This is a genomic window from Bacillus sp. EA-CB0995 (assembly GCF_055814245.1).
Window position 1 is genome coordinate 292,629 of record NZ_CP169269.1, and the last position, 17,660, is coordinate 310,288.

Genomic DNA, 17,660 nt, shown 5'->3' on the forward strand with positions numbered 1-17,660 from the left:
TTAAGTGGGTATAGACGAATTTCTAATAGGAAATGAATGAACAAGGCTTGAATTGTAAAAAAGTAATTCGTCTAAGGAAAAATCCCATTTAAATTAGTCACGGTGAACCATACCATAAGTAAATAAGAATTTTACAAGTGTTTGTATTAATTAAAGTGCGTTGTACTTTAAGTTCATCTTGCATTCAAACCTTAAAATTCAGAGGAAGAACCCTACTGTTGGAAATTTCGCCTTATTAAATGTTGTTTGATATATTCAGTTCTAATTTACTAAGTTAAAAACTCCTGCTTTCCTATGAAGGATAAAGCTTTGGGAGTAGGCGTTTCTTAACATACAAAAAGCCCTTATGGCCTAGTCTACAGGATATGTGAACTAAGCCATAAGGGCCGTGCGTTATCTTTTATTTATTGGAGTTATTATTTTTATTTCCAAAAGGTAGTCCAGATATGTAGCCAACTCCTCCAGTCTCCTGAATGCCTAGGCCTTGTTTCATCGCTTCTTCTAATTTAGTTTTGTCGACGGCTGTGATTTGTTTGCCCTCAAGGTCTTCACCTGGATGCTGATAGTTGCTTAAGATATAACGGAAGCCGTTAGCATCGTCAACTGCTCTTAATCCTGTTGCTTCTGCGCCAGCAGGAACTGAAAGAATTCTTGATAGTTGCTTAGTTTTAACATTATAAGCCCATACAAAGTTATTTGTGTGCATAGAGCTGTCTTCTCCAATGAATAACGTGTTTAAATCGTTTGAGAAGGTTAGGTTATCAGGATTTGCTACTTTGTCTGGTGCAGCTGTATTTCCGTAGGCATCTGGAGTTTTCAAATCTTCTCCAACAATAAGTCCTTTCATACTAGCAGGTACGAATTCACTTTCGATGTGACGGCCGCTGTTATCTTTTTGTTCGCTGTTTAGGTCTATCTGCCAGGTTACGCCAGAATTAATAGCGGGTAGCTGAATATCGTCTTGAATACTGCCTTCTTGTTTTTGCATACTGCCATTTTGATAGGACATAGCGATATACGCTTTTTTATCTTTGTCATTAACAGCGAGGCCTTCCATTTTATTAAATTCAGATGTTGCACCTAATATAGCGCCATATCTGCGAGATTCTAAGAATGCAGCTGCTTTTTCCATTCCAGGTTTTACTTTAAGGTACTCGATGTTTTTATTTGCTGATGTTTTGACTGCCGTATAGCCAGCGGTAGGCTGAGTTGCTGTATCAAAAATATCACTGAACTTGACACCTTTATCAATAATAGCTTTTATTTCTTCATCGGTTGAATGACCCAGCTTAATCCATTCTAAGTTTCCTGCACCGCCATTTTCAGTACTTGTTTGTTTAAATTTAGCTGCGTATAGCGTTCCTGCAGAAAAATCTTTCTTTTTATCTGCCACATACATAAACATCATCGTATTTCCGCCATCATCACCAAATATTGCCGTTTTATCATCAGGTAAAACTTGCATCAATTCATGAGAAAATCTTCCTGTACTATAATGTTTGACAACGGAAGATTCTCCTTGTGCATTGACGGAGATTTCAGGAATCCAGCCATAAAAGTAAGGATTTGCTTTAGATTTATCACCAAAGTAGTAGTTAGCAAAGTTTGTAACAGCTTTATAAGAACTGGATGTAGAATCTTCAAATGAGCGTGCATCTGGTTCATATTCTTCTGAGCCAAGATGAGTGTTCCACTCTGTTGTAGTTCCATTACATGGATTCCAAAGACCATTTACGTTTGAAAAATCAATTTTTTTGGCGTTATTAACAGTTAGTTCGCCATTTTCTTTATTTTGATCAACTTGTGTAAGAGTCATAGATGCCGGTAGACCAGAAATTGATTTTCCTGCATTATCTATTGAATCATATTCATAATGAGAGATAATGTAAGATTTTCCAGCGATCGTAATAAAACTATTGGAGTCAGGTGCATCAGATATAAAATAAGAAGGCTTGTCCGGAACACTTTTATCGACAATTGGATTCCCTTTCACGTCAATAGGGGTGCCTGCTGGGATCATTTCACCTTTATTTTTTACAATTTTATCTTTGGATAAAAATAGAGAGTTGTAATCAAGAGGCGTTTCTTTCACACTGCCATCTTTATAGGTGATTTTCACCTTAGCCTCTGAATAAGTTTTGACCATGTTTTCAATAGTAGTTGGAGCTTTCATAGAAGTAAATTCTACGCGCTCTATTTGGTTGTGTTTTTGAGACTTAGAACTGTGATCAAAATCGGATGCAAAAGTCGGAATTGCAGCGGAAGCCATTATAGCCATAGAAAGACCAACTGAGACTGCTTTTTTCATAATGATTTGATTCCTCCTAAGATTTTAATAATTTTATTAAATCATTAAATTGTTAAGAGGATATTAAGAAATATCTTTTACTGTTGAGAATTTATTAAAATAATAATAAATTTATCGGAAAATTGGCAAGAAGACCCCACCTTCAATACGTGTAGGGCATAGCCCGGTTTAAGGTGGGGATAACTGCCCGTAAAAGCCCGATTGGTTTAACTAACCATCAGTGGGGATGAAAAAACCCCCACTGATGGAGGTTTCACTTTATTAGAGCCACTTCAAAATAGGTGGCTTTTTTAGTGGTCCATGAATTAAAAATAAATAGAATTAGGAATTCTTCATTTCATCCACTATTTTTTCTGCTAAACGTCGATACATATTACTCATGGTTACGAAAGATGTAAGCAATAAGAACTTCTCAAGATTTTCATTTTCGAAGATGGCTGCTTCTGCTTTCACTTCGTCTACTCGATTGTTTACATCATTTTTGAAGTTTTTGATATTTGTTTCTGTTAGATGGAGGTAACTTTTATAAAGAGCATCTAGTTCAAAATCGTCTTCGTGTACTAATTTTTCATTAATTTCAACTAATGAACTTTTTATGTCGTTAATAGAAAGTGCCCCTTTTAACTGATAAATTAAACTAATTAAGATTATATGCTCTTTAGAGTATTTTTTATTTTTAATAGGAAAAAACAGTTTTCCTTTTGCATAGTTGTTAATCATGGTTTTCGTTAGTACTTTTTCATCTTCATTTCTAGTTGTCATGTTGTAGCTATTTTCAAATAGCTGAACGACTTGATCTACATATAAATCTACGTTAGGGATATCTTCAAGTGTAATTTTTTTTCTAAATGTAATGTTTCTAGTAAATCTTTTATATTTTCCATATGAAATCCTCACTTTTATAGGAATGATGTAAATTTTTATACCGATATGCCCACCTCAAGGTTATGAGAAAACAAGGTGAGGGGTAGCTGCTGGCATGCGCTCGGTTGGTTCAACTAATTATCAGTGGGCGATAAAAAACTCTCACTGATGGAAGTTTCACTTTATTAGTGAGTATAACTTTCCGTGGTTATTCCTGTATATTTAATTATAGTATTATGAAACAGATCTCTTGTAAATGTTGACCTTTAGAATTAATTACTATATAATCACATGTAGTTATTAAAACTACATGTGATTATATAGGGGGTCGTTAATGTGAATTCTTATGTGAGAGAACCGGTTAATGCATTTACGCATTTTGGAGGCGCAATTTTATCATTTGTCGCACTTCTTGCCATGTTAGTGAAAGTTTCTATAAACATGCCGTCTGCCACTACAATTTCAGCAGTCATTTTGTTTGGAGTGGGGATGATGATTCTCTACGCTGCATCCACTGTATACCACATGGTTGTTGCAAATGATCGTGTCATTTATTTTTTTAGAAAACTGGATCATTCCATGATTTTTGTTTTAATTGCAGGTACATATGCCCCTTTTTGTTTAATTACGTTACAAGAAGACAAAGGTTTGCTATTGTTCATATTGGTGTACGCAACTGCTGTGTGCGGAATTATTTTTAAAATGTTTTGGTTTAGTTGTCCTAGGTGGTTATCGACATCTGTTTATCTTTTAATGGGATGGCTGATTATATTCTTTTTTGCTCCATTATCAGAAAATCTCAGTGTAAATGGTCTCGTGTTATTGATATTAGGAGGGGTATTTTATACGATTGGCGGATTTATTTATGGTGCAAAACCGAAATGGTTGGAGTTTAAATATATGGGCCATCATGAAATTTTTCATGTTTTTGTGTTACTAGGTAGCCTTGCTCACTTTTTATGTGTTTACTTCTATGTAATTTAGTATTTGGATATAAATAAAAGTTAAGGTGTGATAAGAAACTTTACAGCTTAATGAATTTTTGTATATAGAGTGTCGTATAGATGGATAAACTCACAAATATTGCATAGATAACTCCTATCCAAGGAAAAAAGATAGGAGTTTTTTCGTTAAAAAGGAGCCATATTTTTCTCCCGCTATTTGTGGGGAGTAATACCCTCACTGATAGAAGTGCCATCTGATTGTAATGATTTTATAAATAAAGGTATTTTGTGGGTTATATACTATTTTTTTTATTATTTATTTTTATACCGAATGCTGTTATTATATTGATATCGTTTTCATAATGCATACTTTTCGTTTTGAAAGCGCTTGATTCAAAATTTATATGCACTTCAAATGTATTATCTGTTGCAAATTTTTCTAAAGACAAGCAGTTCCTCTGCTACATGTTATTGGAGAAGAGGAACTGCTTTTTATTGTTAAAACTATTAAAAAATGAATGTATGATGTAAGGAGGTATCGTTGTGAAAAACAGTTTTGTTTTTCACAAGAATATATATGGGTGATGTTGGATTATTGCTTTCTGGTGCAGCGCTATTTTTAAATAGCCTTGTAATGCTAGGAAAAGCGGAAGAAAAAAGTATTGGTGTTTTTAATTTATTTGTAGGTGTACTGCAAATTATTATTCCTTTTTATTTAATTGTAGTGTCTGATCAAAGCAATTGGACAGTGTATTTATATGCGGCTACTTTTTTATTTGGTTTAACTTATTTATACGTAGGAGTTACTTTCATTGTAGGATTAAAAGGTGATGGATTAGGCTGGTTTTCTCTTTGGGTAGCGATTATTGCACTATTCTACATGATTGTGGCCATTATACATTTTCAAGATATCGTTAATGCGTTAACTTGGTTAATGTGGGCGTTTCTATGGTTCTTATTCTTTATCTCTAATGTGCAGAAAAAGAATATCAATCATTATATTGGAAAAATAGCTTTTGTACAGTCATGGGTTACACTAACGTGCCCAGCGCTCCTCTCTTTGATAGGTGTATGGAAAAACTCTTATGTATATAACCTATGGATATATGTATCGATTCTTTCGATTATATATTTCTGTGTTTGCATGTTTAAATTGAAAGCTAATGTAAATGCTGCTCAAAAAAATATAGATGCACACACGAGTTATTAGTTAGTTGCTGATCCTCTCAAAGATTAATGAATGCTTCGATTATATAGGTGTTTGGCATCCTAAAAAAGTAGCTTAATAGTTGATACTAAGGCATTTCATAAGAGGAAAAATAATAAATAACATTGTCTTTTATAAAGAAAACAAGCTATTAATAGCTTGTTTTTTTATGTTACATTGGTGTAGATACATATTGTTTAAAGAAAATTTAAATTTACCAGTAAAACTTTTTATTCAGTTTACAAGAATACGTTCTGAAAGTACCGTTTATATTGTAAAATGAGATTAGTACGAATTATAAGGACAGGAGAGATCAAGCTTCGATTATGCAAATGAAAAACCTGTTTCAAAGCAAAGGGTTTCAGAGGTTAGTTATATTAGGGTTACTTGTGCTCATATTATATGGGTTGAAAAGTATGTTTAACTTAATCTTAATTACATTTATTCTTACGTATTTAATGGATCGATTTCAAAAATTTATCTCTCGTAAACTGGATCATTTTTTACCGATTAATAGAAGAATAATTATTGCGTTTCTCTATATAACATTGGTTAGTGGGATTGTTATTACATTATACAAGTATTTACCAATTCTAATGATACAAATTACACAGCTCGTGTATCAGTTCAATATATTTGTACGAAATCCACCTGATAATGAGGTAATTAAATATTTAGTTTCTGCAATTGATCATATAGAGTTATCGAAGTATGTGAATCAAGGTGTTGACATCATTTATAGTTCATTAGCGAATATTGGGAAAGTAAGCTTGCAAATTTTACTTTCACTCATTTTAAGCTTATTTTTCTTGTTAGAAAAATCTCGGATTGTTGCATTTACAGTAAAGTTCAAAGAAAGTAAATTAGCTGTTTTTTATAATGAGATTGAGTATTTTGGAAAGAAATTCGCTCGCTCGTTTGGAAAAGTAATTGAGGCCCAATTCTTTATTGCTGTTATAAATTGTGTGTTATCTGTTATTGCCCTTTGGATTTTAGGTTTTCCGCAATTGCTCGGGTTAGCTTTAATGATTTTCTTATTGGGTCTTATTCCTGTTGCAGGTGTAATTATATCACTGTTTCCGCTTTGTATAATTGCTTACAATATTGGGGGCACTGTATATGTACTATACATTTTAATTATTGTGGCAGTCATTCATGCGATTGAAAGTTATTTCTTAAATCCAAAATTTATGTCAGTTAAAACGAATCTACCTATTTTTTATACATTTATGATTTTAATTTTCTCTGAACATTTCTTAGGAGTTTGGGGATTAATTATAGGGATTCCGATCTTTATGTTTTTATTAGATGTGTTAGAAGTAACAAGTGATGAGAAAGAAGAAATGGTGAACAAGAAATAAAAAGCATCTATTTTGATGCTTTTTTATTTATAACTTATATTTTTGTATGCCATACTGTAAGAAAAGATAGTGGGGTGAAGAAGTGGCTGTAAACGAAAAATATGAATTTGCAACATTTGCCGGAGGGTGTTTTTGGTGCATGGTGTCGCCATTTGAAGAGATGGATGGCATTATAAAGGTTGTATCTGGATACACAGGTGGACATAAGGAAAATCCAACGTATAAAGAAGTTTGCTCAGAGAAAACAGGGCATTATGAAGCGGTACAAATTACTTTTGATCCAGAGCGTATGCCGTATGAGCAATTACTTCACTTATATTGGCAACAAATTGATCCAACTGATGCTGGAGGTCAATTTCATGATCGCGGACAATCGTATGAAACAGTCATTTTTTATCATAGTGAAGAGCAACGCGAAGCGGCAGAAGCGTCTAAACGTGAATTAGAAGAAAGTGGACGATTTTTGAAGCCGATTGTCACAAGAATTTTACCGGCTGCAACATTCTATCCTGCAGAAGAATACCATCAAAGCTATCATGAGAAAAATTCGTTTCGATATGCGTTATATCGTCAAGGTTCGGGACGTGATGCGTTTATCAAAAAATATTGGCCAAAGGATAATACTCATCTAAAAGAAAAACTCACAGAAATGCAATTTTATGTTACACAAGAAAGTGGAACAGAACCACCATTTCAAAATGAATATTGGAATCATAAAGAAGAAGGTATTTACGTTGATATCGTTTCAGGAGAGCCTTTATTTAGTTCTTTAGATAAATTTGATAGCGGTTGTGGGTGGCCTAGTTTTACAAAGCCGATGTTATCAGCAAGTATAAAAGAAAAAATAGATGTGAGCCATAATATGACGAGAACGGAAGTACGTAGTAAAGATACAGATTCTCATTTGGGGCACGTATTTCCAGATGGGCCGGGACCTAATGGTTTACGCTATTGTATTAATTCTGCTGCACTTCGTTTTATCCCTAAAGCGGATTTAGAGAAAGAGGGATACGGAGATTTTCTCATCTTGTTTAGACGCTAAAAAATATAACAGCCTGTTCCGCGTATTTCATTTTTGGAACAGGCTGTTATTACGTTATTTTTATTTCATGTATAAACTGTTTCATTTAATTAAGTTTTACACTTTTTATAGAAATGGTAATCGTGTGAGTTTTTTCATATATTGATGAATCACATAGATTCCATAGCTTTGAATAATAAAGAAGCTTGGAATGATAAAATATCGATATCTTGTCTGTATTTCTATTAAAAAGTGAATAGATATATATCCAATAATAAGTAATAGGAATAATGTATACTGAAGGTTTTTCTGCTTTGTGAAAAGAAGGTATAATAATCCAATCATACCAAATAGCATGGTTGCAATATAAATATATTTTTCATATTCCATGGCTGTATCAGCTAATTCTTTTTTATTTAATTGATTTAAGCTCCAGTAACCAGCGGAATCAAGACCTCCCCACATATAGGGAAATTTATCTCCAAAGAGTGTGAATAGCTTTTCTTTATCTGCAATTCGTTCTTTAATGAGCCTCATTTCTAATTCTTTTCTTTCTTCACCTATTTCTAGACTCATGATTTGTTCAGCATCGGATGTTGAATATAATCCTGTTGTTTCGTGGTTAAGTCCTACGACAAATTTCCAAAGGGGATCACGATTAGATAAAGGATATTTTGTAACTCCTGTAGCAATGAATGCAGAGCTTACGAGATAATGGACAGCATAAAAGACAAAAAGAATACCAATAAGTTTCTTTGTTGTAGTAAACATTGTTTTCTTATCTTTCCCAAGAAATCCGTGAAGGAATAGATAAATAATAACTGCTAATAAAATAAAGCTACCTAGAGGACGTATTATATCACCAAACGCTAATGTAATCCCTACAAAGATCCAAGTATATTTACTATAGAATCTTTTTGACACTAATAAATAGAACCCTAAATAAAATAAAAATGTTGCAAGGTGGTCATTAGTTAAGACGGAGCTCATCATAATGCTTGGAATAAAAAAAGCATATAATAGTCCAGCTATACGCCCAGTCCACTCATTAAAAATGTTGCTTGTAATACTATATATACATATGGTAGTTCCTGTACAATAAAGGACATTTAACAACTTCAAGATGAATATATGGTTACCGAATACATTGATGATAAAAGCTTGATACATCGTAAATCCAAGTTGATATACCCATGCTGTATAGTAGGGGGAACTTGAAAAACTATAGTCACCGTAAGCAGCTTGTACGGCACTCCTATACATTAATGCAAAGTCAGATTCAATTGGTGTTGGGATTTTTAGAATCCAAATGAATCGAAGGATAAACGTGCAAAGTGTTAACAAAATAATAAAGGCAGTTTTAGAAAGATATTTATTACAAAGGTAAGTTAGTAATATCAGTAAAATCATAATGATAATTACAATTGGGCCGCTAATAAGTGTTCGAACACTTAGAGTTTCTTTAACGGTTAAATAAGAGCTCCAAATAGTAAAAGCAAAGATAAGTAAGCATAAAAACACGAGGCATTTTGCTAACAATGAATTTAAACGATTCCATTGTAGGGTTAACATGGCTTATTACACTCCTTGTTTTTATTAATTTTCAAGGTGAAGTATAGTAATAATTTATGTATTTAGATGGGAATAAAGCGCACTCTTCATAAGAATACAATTTTTTAAACAAGGTAAAATGTTTTTCCTAAAAAAGAAATAATGAAATATGCCTCCTGTCTTAGACAAGAGGCATATTTTTATCCCGCATTAACGGGCAGTAAGACCCCCATCTCAAGATTCAGAGAGAAGCAAAGAAGATAGGTGGGGGCTAACTGCCCGTAAAAGCCCGATTGGTTCAACTAACCATCAGTAGGGGATGAAGAAAACCCTCACTGATGGAAGTTTCACTTTATTGATGAGCAGCTTTTTCCGCCCATTCCTCTACGTTCCAAACTTTTGTAATCCAACCTTCATAAAAGTCTGGTTCGTGACAAACAAGAACGATTGTCCCTTTATATGCTTTCATAGCGCGCTGTAGCTCTTCTTTTGCTGTTACGTCAAGGTGATTTGTTGGCTCGTCAAATAATAGCCAGTTACTTTCTGTTGCCATTAATTTGCATAAACGAACTTTTGCTTGCTCACCACCACTTAGTTGGCTCAATGGACGAGAAATATGCTCATTTTTTAAACCGCATTTCGCAAGCATTGCACGTACTTGATGTTGGTCTAAGTGTGGGAACGCATTCCATACATCATCAATTGGTGTAATATTTTCTGCTTTTACTTCTTGTTCAAAATAAGCTGGCTCTAAGAAATCACCAAGGCTTGTTTTTCCGCTTAGCGGTTTAATTTTTCCAAGAATTGTTTTGAGTAATGTTGATTTTCCGACACCATTACATCCGACAATGGCAATTTTCTCACCACGTTCAATTGTCATTGTTAATTTCGGTAATAGAGGGTGTGTATAGCCAATTTCTACATCTTCTCCTTCGAAGACAAAGCGGCTGCTTGCACGGCACTCTTTAAAAGAAAACTCAGGTTTCATAGCAGTTTCTGGACGATCAATACGCTCCATACGCTCCAACTGTTTTTGACGGCTTTTTGCACGTCCTGTTGTTGAGTAACGCGCTTTATTTCGTGCGATAAAATCTTCTTGCTGTTTAATGAACTCTTGTTGTTTTTGATATGCTTGTAAATGTTGATTTTTGTTGATTTCTGCTAGTTCTAAGAACTTTTCATATGTTGCTGTGTAGCGTGTCATTTTTGAGAATTCTAGATGGAAAATAACATTGACACATTTGTTCATAAATTCTGTATCATGGGAAATTAAAAGGAACGCATGTGGATATTCCTTTAAATAGTTTGCTAACCATTGAATGTGTTCAACGTCTAAATAGTTGGTCGGCTCATCGAGTAATAGCACTTCTGGTTGCTCAAGTAATAGTTTAGCAAGCAATACTTTCGTACGTTGTCCACCACTTAATGCTGAAACATCACGATCTAAACCAATTGCATCAATTCCAAGCCCGCGTGCTGCTTCTTCAATTTTAATATCTAATAAATAGAAACCGCCTGCTTCAAGTGCATCTTGCGCTTCTGCCATCTGTTCAAGTAGTACTTCTAATTCTTCTGGTGATGCCGTTGCCATTTTTTCAGTAATTGTATTTAACTCTTTTTCTTTCTCAAATAACGGTAAGAACGCATCTGTTAATACGTCACGAATAGTTCTTCCAGGCGTTAAAATTGTGTGCTGGTCTAAATATCCGTAATGCGTACCTGGTGTCCATTCTACACGTCCTTGATCATGAATAAGTTGCCCTGTAATAATATTCATAAATGTTGATTTACCAACGCCGTTTGCGCCGACTAAGCCAACATGTTCTCCTGCTAATAAACGCATTGATACATCTTTAAATAATGTACGATCGCCAAAGGTATGCCCTAGGCTTTCAACTGTTAATAAGCTCATAGTGTCCTCCGCCCTGTTTGAAATAGTATCTTGAATCATGATACTAAATTCTTAAATATAAAGCTATCTTTAAATTATCACGTATTCCTTATGAATGGGAGCTGTAACTTTATGGGAAAAAGTTATGTTTGTACTAAGGAAGAATATGAATTGTTGTAACTATCGATTTACCTTACAATAATGTAATTTTTTTGTAAGATAAATCGATAGTTGATTCCTTTTATATATTATACACTTTCGTTAACAAGGTCGTATAAACATATAGATGAATAAATATAATGATAAATACGATGATGCGTGCTTTATACCAAGATGATAAATTGTCATTATTTTATTCATCACTTGTTTAGAGATTATAAAAAATCTCCTTGTTTTTTGTAAGTTAAAACCCTATAAAGAAAAAGCAACTGTCCAACGAAGGATCAGTTGCTTTTTCTTTTATCACGCTATTCGCGGGCAGTAAGACCTCCACCTCAAGATTGAGAGAGAAGCGCAGTAGATAGGTGGGGGCTAACTGCCCGTAAAAGCCCGATTGGTGAGGGCTTTCCATCAGTGGGGATGAAGAAACTCCCCACCGATGGAAGTTTCACTTTATTTAAAGTACCCTCTGACAATTCCTTTTAAGCGATTTGCATGGAATTTTCGTTTATCGTTAGAGATGTTTTGCATCGTACGGAATGTAGCAGCAGTAATGGCACGTAAAAAGTAAGGGAATCCGTAATGCAAGCGAATGACTCTGCCGAAACCGCCGGCATAGGAAATTGCTCTTTTTAATGATTGTTCATTAATGACCTCTTCTTTTACAGGATGATATACGAAAAGGTCTTTCTTAAATACACCTGTATATCCATTCTTCATACCGCGAAGTACGAAGTCAGTTTCTTCACCGGCTCCGTAAATCGTTCCTGATCCAACTCCTAAGTCTTCATCAAATGTGCCTACATCTTGTACAAATTGTTTCGTGAAAAATAGTGCAAAGGAAGGTCCCATGAAGCCATATTTGTTATTTAAAATGATGTCTGTTTCTGGTGCGTGTATTAAAGAGCCTGTCCCTTCTACATTTGTTGTATTGGTGGAGATAAAGTGAATATCTTTGTTTTTCTCAAACGTTTCTTGGATGCTTTCTAATACATTTGTTTCGTAAATACAATCGTCATCTGGAAAAGCAATAATATCGCCGTCAATTACTTTTAATCCTGTGTTACGTGCACGAGATAGTCCTTTAATTGGTGTGTATATATAGTTGATTGGGAATTTTTCTTTATAATCTTCAAATAAATCAGAGATTGGTATATCGTTTTGATCAACTACGATGAGTTCAAAGTTTTTGTATGTTTGTTTTTCTAGCGATGTTAGTAAATCTATAATATCATCACGTCTGCCGCAAGTGGCCATGATTAAAGAGAATTTCAATCGTAACAGCTCCTTTAAGAAGTTTCGTTAGCAGGAGGATTGAGGAAAAGATGTAGTATTCTTTCCTCATGTGTATTACGCTTTTTTAAATTTTAATTTTATTTTATTTAAAAACATAAAGAGAATTTCATCCTTTGTTACCAATAAGATAAGAGCGTAAGCAAATATATTTACTGAAATTGTGATAAAAGCAAATGATAGCGTGTTTTTGAAATACATCTTTACAATAAATGTTAATGGAATAAACGTTAGTGAGTAAAGTAAATATTTTAATTTGCTCATATCAAACAATGTGTAATTTACTTTTAATTTCTTCTTTACATACATATATTCCAAAACAATCAATAAGCAGTTTGCAATTGTTGTTGTGAAAATAGCAGTTGCTGGCGTGAAGACATGAAAGATAATTAATAAAATATCTAATACAAGGTTTGTGAAACCGCATATGAATAAAAAGCGAACTAAAATATGCTCTTTCTTCTTCACATAAATAATTTGGTTCGATAGAATCGACTCGATTCCTACGGAAACCATATATAGAGCAAAAATAGATAATGTATTCCCAGCAGGTGCAAATTCGGATCCGCCGTAAATAACAACAGCAGCATGAGAAATTAAAATGAGGCCAACAGCAGCAGGGAAGAGTGTAATAAAGTATACCTTTGAAATCTTATTTAATAATGTTTCATACTCTTTTTCATCAGCATTTCCTGATAAATAGGATAGTCTTGGAATGGTAACTTGAATTACGCTGATCATTAGTGTATTAACAATGGTCATCATTTGAAAGGCCATTACATAGAATGCCACATACTCTGCACCTAAATATTCTCCAAGTAAGAAACGGTCTAATTGTGTATACAAGATGCTTGTATTTGAGAAAATAACGACTGCTAGTAATGGTTTTAAGTGCGGAACGATTGTAATATTAGAGAAATCAAATTTTATTTTCCGCTTAATGTATATAAAGCTAGTAAAATGATTTAAAAATGTTGAAAGAGCTAATAGTGCTGCATATTGTTTATAGTCGTTTGCATTATGAACGATTATAAATAATAGCACAACGTAAGTTAATCTAACACAAATGGTTTTTATAGCAATAAAATCATAGTTTTCATGAGCCTCATTTACCCATTCTACGTAGAACATATTCGAAATGAAGTTAAATCCGAAAATAACTAATACCGGGAATATCTTTTCATTGCCATAGCCGATGTAACTAAATATTAAAAAGGTTGTTAGAGCAAATAAGCTTGTCATTAAATTAATAAGGTAAAGGTTTGTGAAAAGTTGACTTACCTTTTTTTATCATTTTTTATTAAGCTCATTTCTCGTAATCCATATTGATAAATACCAAATACAGCAAAAATGAAGAAGTAATTAAAAATCGTATCAGCAAAGTTAACAGTTCCCATTGATTGTGCTCCAAGCGCTCGGTAAGCGTATGGTCCAACGAGTAAGGGGAGAATAATGTTAAAGACATTCAGTGCAATCTTATACAAAATGTTTTTAAATAGTGATTTTTGCATAACTAGATCCTTCTATACATAATTTTATGGAGTTTATGATTCGTGCTTTATCTATTACACATTTCGTAATTATACGATTTATCTTATGTTGTGGGCAAATTTTTTTAAAAGCCCTAGCTAACTTATAAGTAACCTTATCAGTGTAACGCACGTAAACTTTGTAAAGCAACTTATGGAAATAATCATTGATGAAAACGGATTTTAAATGTCATATTAAAGATTAAGAAGAAGTATGAGAAACCACCATCCTAATAGAGGATGGTGGTTTCTTTAATTAGGCATTCCACGGTTTTTGGATGGTTAGTACTTCTGCCATTTCTTTACTTTTTAGTCGGTTCAGTTTTCGTTTTTCTGCACGTTCTGCACCTGTATTATATAACCATTGCTCTTCTTCTGTTTCAGCAATTAAACCTGGTACAGAGGATGGTTTTCCGTCTTCTAATGCCACGAAAGTAATGAAGCAAGTAGCAGCAATGCGGCGTTCACCGCCTAATAAATCCTCTGCAACGACTTTTACGAATACTTCCATAGAAGATCTTCCTGTATAACAAACGAATGCTTCATAGCAAACAGAATCAGTTTGATGAATTGGTGTTAAAAAATCAACAGAATCGATAGAAGCTGTCACACAGTGTTTACGACTATGACGTGCAGCTGCGATAGAAGCAATGCTATCAATTTCTGCTAATAATTTTCCGCCAAATAATGTTTGATGGTTATTTAAGTCATTCGGAAAAACACGTGTTGTTTTTATCGCCTTGGATTCTCTCATAAATTTCTTTTCCATATTATCTACTCCTGTTTGTTTTGTTCTAATGATACCCATAAGAACTCGATTTGTTCTGTTCATTATTTATAATAATGAACAGAAGTTTCACTCCGTATAGATTGTAGTGTAAAAGAGATTTCGCTTACATTGCAAGGAGAATATGTGATGTTACTAGCTTTGTCATAGAAATAAGCTACCAGCACTCCTTTTATTCATGATAAAATCATTTTGTCAAAAATATAAAGTTAAAGGGAATAGATATCCTTTAACAAAGAGAAAAAGAGGTGCAATGCAATAGAATTATGAGTAATGTACAGATAGGCTTTCATTCTTTTTTTAACAAGATAGTAGTTGGACTCATGTTCCTCTTTTTTTATATTCATTTTGGTATTCTTTTGAAGAGGTAAGCAATATTTTTGATATAAACTCTTCTAGTTTAGTGATTGTGTTAGGTGTTTGTATCATTTTAATTTTGCTGGCTACATCTATTTTACAATATCGATTTACGAGTAAACAATTTATTCTTTTTCTTATTTCGAGTACTGTGGTACTTCGCTTTCTATCAATTGTGTCGATGGGAGCCCCACTTGAAGGTAACGCGAAGATGATATATGAGGCCGCTAAGCAAATTGGGCAAGGAAATACTAGTTTTAGCGAACTAGAAAATCTTGTACAATTACCTTTTATTATGTATGAATCCTTTTTTATTCGTCTTTTTGGAGATGCAATGTTTGTATTAAAGATATGTAATATCTTATATTGCGGGGCTACAGCTTTTTTATTTACAAGCTTGCTTCTACGCTATTTCATGAAGAATGCGGCCGAATTGCAGCTATGTTGTATGCTTTGTATATTCCTAATATTGTACTTTGTTCCGTGTTAACGAATGAACATTTAGCAACATGTTTATTTTATTTTGCATGTTACTTACTTATACATAAAGGTTTAAGTCACTCGTATATGTGGGGAGTGGCTGCTGCTTTATTTGCTTTTAGTAATATGATTCGTCCATTAGGTTTATTCTTGATTATAGTCCTTGTTATGTACCTTGTAGTGGTGGAAGTTTTGCAAAGTGCAGAACGAAAAAAAATGCTTTTTAAAATAGTAGGTGTATGCGTTATATTTTATGGTGTCCATTACGGAGTAAGTTACGCGTTGGCAAAATCAAGTAGTTTACAATATACATTTACAAATGATCAGTATGTTCAATCTGTATTAGTAGGAGGAAATGAAAAAACAACAGAACAAGAGAAGAAAGAGAAAAAAGAGTATACTGTGGATTTTATAAATAAAAAGTTGAAAGCAATAGAGATGGATCAGTTTACCTCTATTCAAATGAGTTTAGGGGAATTTCAGAAACAAGGAATACAAAACACTCTTATAAAGGGTGGGTACCTTATATATATAATGATTACAATATTTGCAGCAATTGCTATGTTACATCTTCTATTTCAAAAACCGGGAAATGAAAGTTATATGCTGCTTCTATTCATTATAGGAGGCTATTTATTTACAAGATTTATGGATATGCGTATTGTATATGATGGCATACTAGTCCCTAGTTTATTGATATTACAAAGCTATGGGATATATATAGTATATCAATATTGTCAAAAGCTGTTTTTTAAAAAATAAAAGAATCCTCTAAGTAGGATTCTTTTTTCATCTTTAAAAATGCTTAGCATGATTGTTCCCCCTGTATATATTTATCCTGCTATCTCTAGACAATAAGCTCCTACCTCAAAATTTAAAGGCGGAATCCCTTGTTGATAGAAGTTTTACCTTATAAAACGTTTACAATGTTTGGCATTTCATTTATTATAGCTTTTAATTTTCCTTTAAATTGTTATATTTAATTTAAGTGATTCTAATAACATAAAGAAAGAGAATTCTTCCAAGAATTCTCTTTTGTATGAAAATAGATCAATGACTTTTATTCATTTTTGCATGTGTCTTAAAAAAGACTGGGAAATGTACATTATAGATAAAAGTTACAACACGTATAGTAAATGTCACAAGTAAACAAATATAGAAAGCTAATACGTGTGATCCCATTTCATACGTAATAAGAAAGCTAATTGCACCTAGAATGGAGGCAATTGCATAAATTTCTTTACGAAAGACATATGGGATATCTTGAGCACAAATATCGCGTAAAATTCCACCGCCAATACCTGTAATTACTCCCATAGAAACAACTAAGAAAGAAGCAGTCATATGATGGGTAATGGCTGCATTTGCACCGATTGCAGTAAATACGCCTAAACCAACAGCGTCTGAGAGCATAATAACAACTTGTAATTTATGAATTCTTTCAAAAAACATACAAGTAAATAATGCGGCTAAGATGCTAATGAAAAAGTAAATGGGTTGAACAAATGCAACTGGAGGTAAGTTTCCAATCATAACATCGCGAATTATCCCGCCGCCAAGTGCAGTTGCTACAGATAAACAAAGGACACCAAATAAATCAAGTTCTTTTTTCAAGCCTACTAATGTACCAGAAATGGCAGCTGCGATAATACCGAGAAATGTAAATACATCAATTAAAAACATTGCTCCAATCCCTTCCTTCTAAAGATGTTCCAAGGAAAGAATATACACTAAAGTTATGAAAATAACAATTACTGTTTCGCTACATGTAAAAAAAGTGAAAGAATAAGGAAAGAAAGCGTTTGAAAATGCTATTTGAGAGTGAATAAATTATAAAGTGAAACTTCCCTCAGTGGGGGTCTTACCGCCCGTTAATGCGGGATAAAAATGAGGTTTTTAAAGATTTTA

General features: G+C 33.4%; 11 protein-coding genes and 2 pseudogenes. 5 read left to right on the plus strand and 8 right to left on the minus strand.

The window, feature by feature from the left end; genetic code table 11:
• Positions 1-400: 400 nt before the first annotated feature.
• Complete coding sequence (locus ACEWFJ_RS01660) at positions 401-2,308, minus strand: PhoX family protein (protein ID WP_473690118.1); 1,908 nt, start codon at positions 2,306-2,308, stop codon at positions 401-403.
• A 321-nt stretch (positions 2,309-2,629) separates the two neighbouring features.
• Positions 2,630-3,192 (minus strand): annotated as a pseudogene (locus tag ACEWFJ_RS01665) (DUF1836 domain-containing protein).
• Positions 3,193-3,508: 316 nt separating this feature from the next.
• Between ACEWFJ_RS01665 and trhA the strand changes: the two are divergent.
• From trhA to msrB, 4 genes are all read left to right on the plus strand, one after another.
• Positions 3,509-4,156 carry a PAQR family membrane homeostasis protein TrhA gene (gene trhA, locus ACEWFJ_RS01670; protein WP_473690119.1) on the plus strand — a complete coding sequence of 216 codons (648 nt, stop codon included), beginning with the start codon at positions 3,509-3,511 and terminating at the stop codon, positions 4,154-4,156.
• A 537-nt stretch (positions 4,157-4,693) separates the two neighbouring features.
• Complete coding sequence (locus tag ACEWFJ_RS01675) at positions 4,694-5,326, plus strand: AmiS/UreI family transporter (protein WP_473690120.1); 633 nt, start codon at positions 4,694-4,696, stop codon at positions 5,324-5,326.
• A gap of 323 nt (positions 5,327-5,649) precedes the next feature.
• A complete protein-coding gene (locus ACEWFJ_RS01680; RefSeq protein WP_098310116.1) occupies positions 5,650-6,684 on the plus strand; it encodes an AI-2E family transporter in 1,035 nt (344 codons plus the stop codon).
• A gap of 82 nt (positions 6,685-6,766) precedes the next feature.
• Complete coding sequence (gene msrB, locus ACEWFJ_RS01685; RefSeq protein ID WP_473690121.1) at positions 6,767-7,726, plus strand: peptide-methionine (R)-S-oxide reductase MsrB; 960 nt, start codon at positions 6,767-6,769, stop codon at positions 7,724-7,726.
• A gap of 105 nt (positions 7,727-7,831) precedes the next feature.
• Here the strand turns inward: msrB and ACEWFJ_RS01690 are convergent, their stop codons facing one another.
• The 5 genes and pseudogenes from ACEWFJ_RS01690 to ACEWFJ_RS01710 form a co-directional block, all read right to left on the minus strand.
• A complete protein-coding gene (locus ACEWFJ_RS01690) occupies positions 7,832-9,277 on the minus strand; it encodes an ArnT family glycosyltransferase (protein ID WP_473690122.1) in 1,446 nt (481 codons plus the stop codon).
• Positions 9,278-9,608: 331 nt separating this feature from the next.
• Positions 9,609-11,207: an ABC-F family ATP-binding cassette domain-containing protein gene (locus tag ACEWFJ_RS01695; protein WP_473690123.1), complete on the minus strand. Its 1,599-nt coding sequence runs from the start codon at positions 11,205-11,207 to the stop codon at positions 9,609-9,611.
• 552 nt (positions 11,208-11,759) lie between these two features.
• Complete coding sequence (locus ACEWFJ_RS01700; protein ID WP_429719478.1) at positions 11,760-12,581, minus strand: glycosyltransferase family 2 protein; 822 nt, start codon at positions 12,579-12,581, stop codon at positions 11,760-11,762.
• A 75-nt stretch (positions 12,582-12,656) separates the two neighbouring features.
• A pseudogene (locus ACEWFJ_RS01705) lies at positions 12,657-14,110 on the minus strand (oligosaccharide flippase family protein).
• A gap of 274 nt (positions 14,111-14,384) precedes the next feature.
• Positions 14,385-14,897: an acyl-CoA thioesterase gene (locus ACEWFJ_RS01710; protein WP_098310110.1), complete on the minus strand. Its 513-nt coding sequence runs from the start codon at positions 14,895-14,897 to the stop codon at positions 14,385-14,387.
• Positions 14,898-15,638: 741 nt separating this feature from the next.
• On the opposite strand from ACEWFJ_RS01710, the gene ACEWFJ_RS01715 reads away from it, so the two are divergent.
• Positions 15,639-16,514: a glycosyltransferase family 39 protein gene (locus ACEWFJ_RS01715; RefSeq protein WP_473690124.1), complete on the plus strand. Its 876-nt coding sequence runs from the start codon at positions 15,639-15,641 to the stop codon at positions 16,512-16,514.
• A gap of 288 nt (positions 16,515-16,802) precedes the next feature.
• Here ACEWFJ_RS01715 and ACEWFJ_RS01720 read toward each other — a convergent pair whose 3' ends face one another.
• Positions 16,803-17,435, minus strand: a complete 633-nt coding sequence (locus ACEWFJ_RS01720; RefSeq protein WP_473690125.1) for a trimeric intracellular cation channel family protein — start codon at positions 17,433-17,435, stop codon at positions 16,803-16,805.
• Positions 17,436-17,660: the final 225 nt, after the last annotated feature.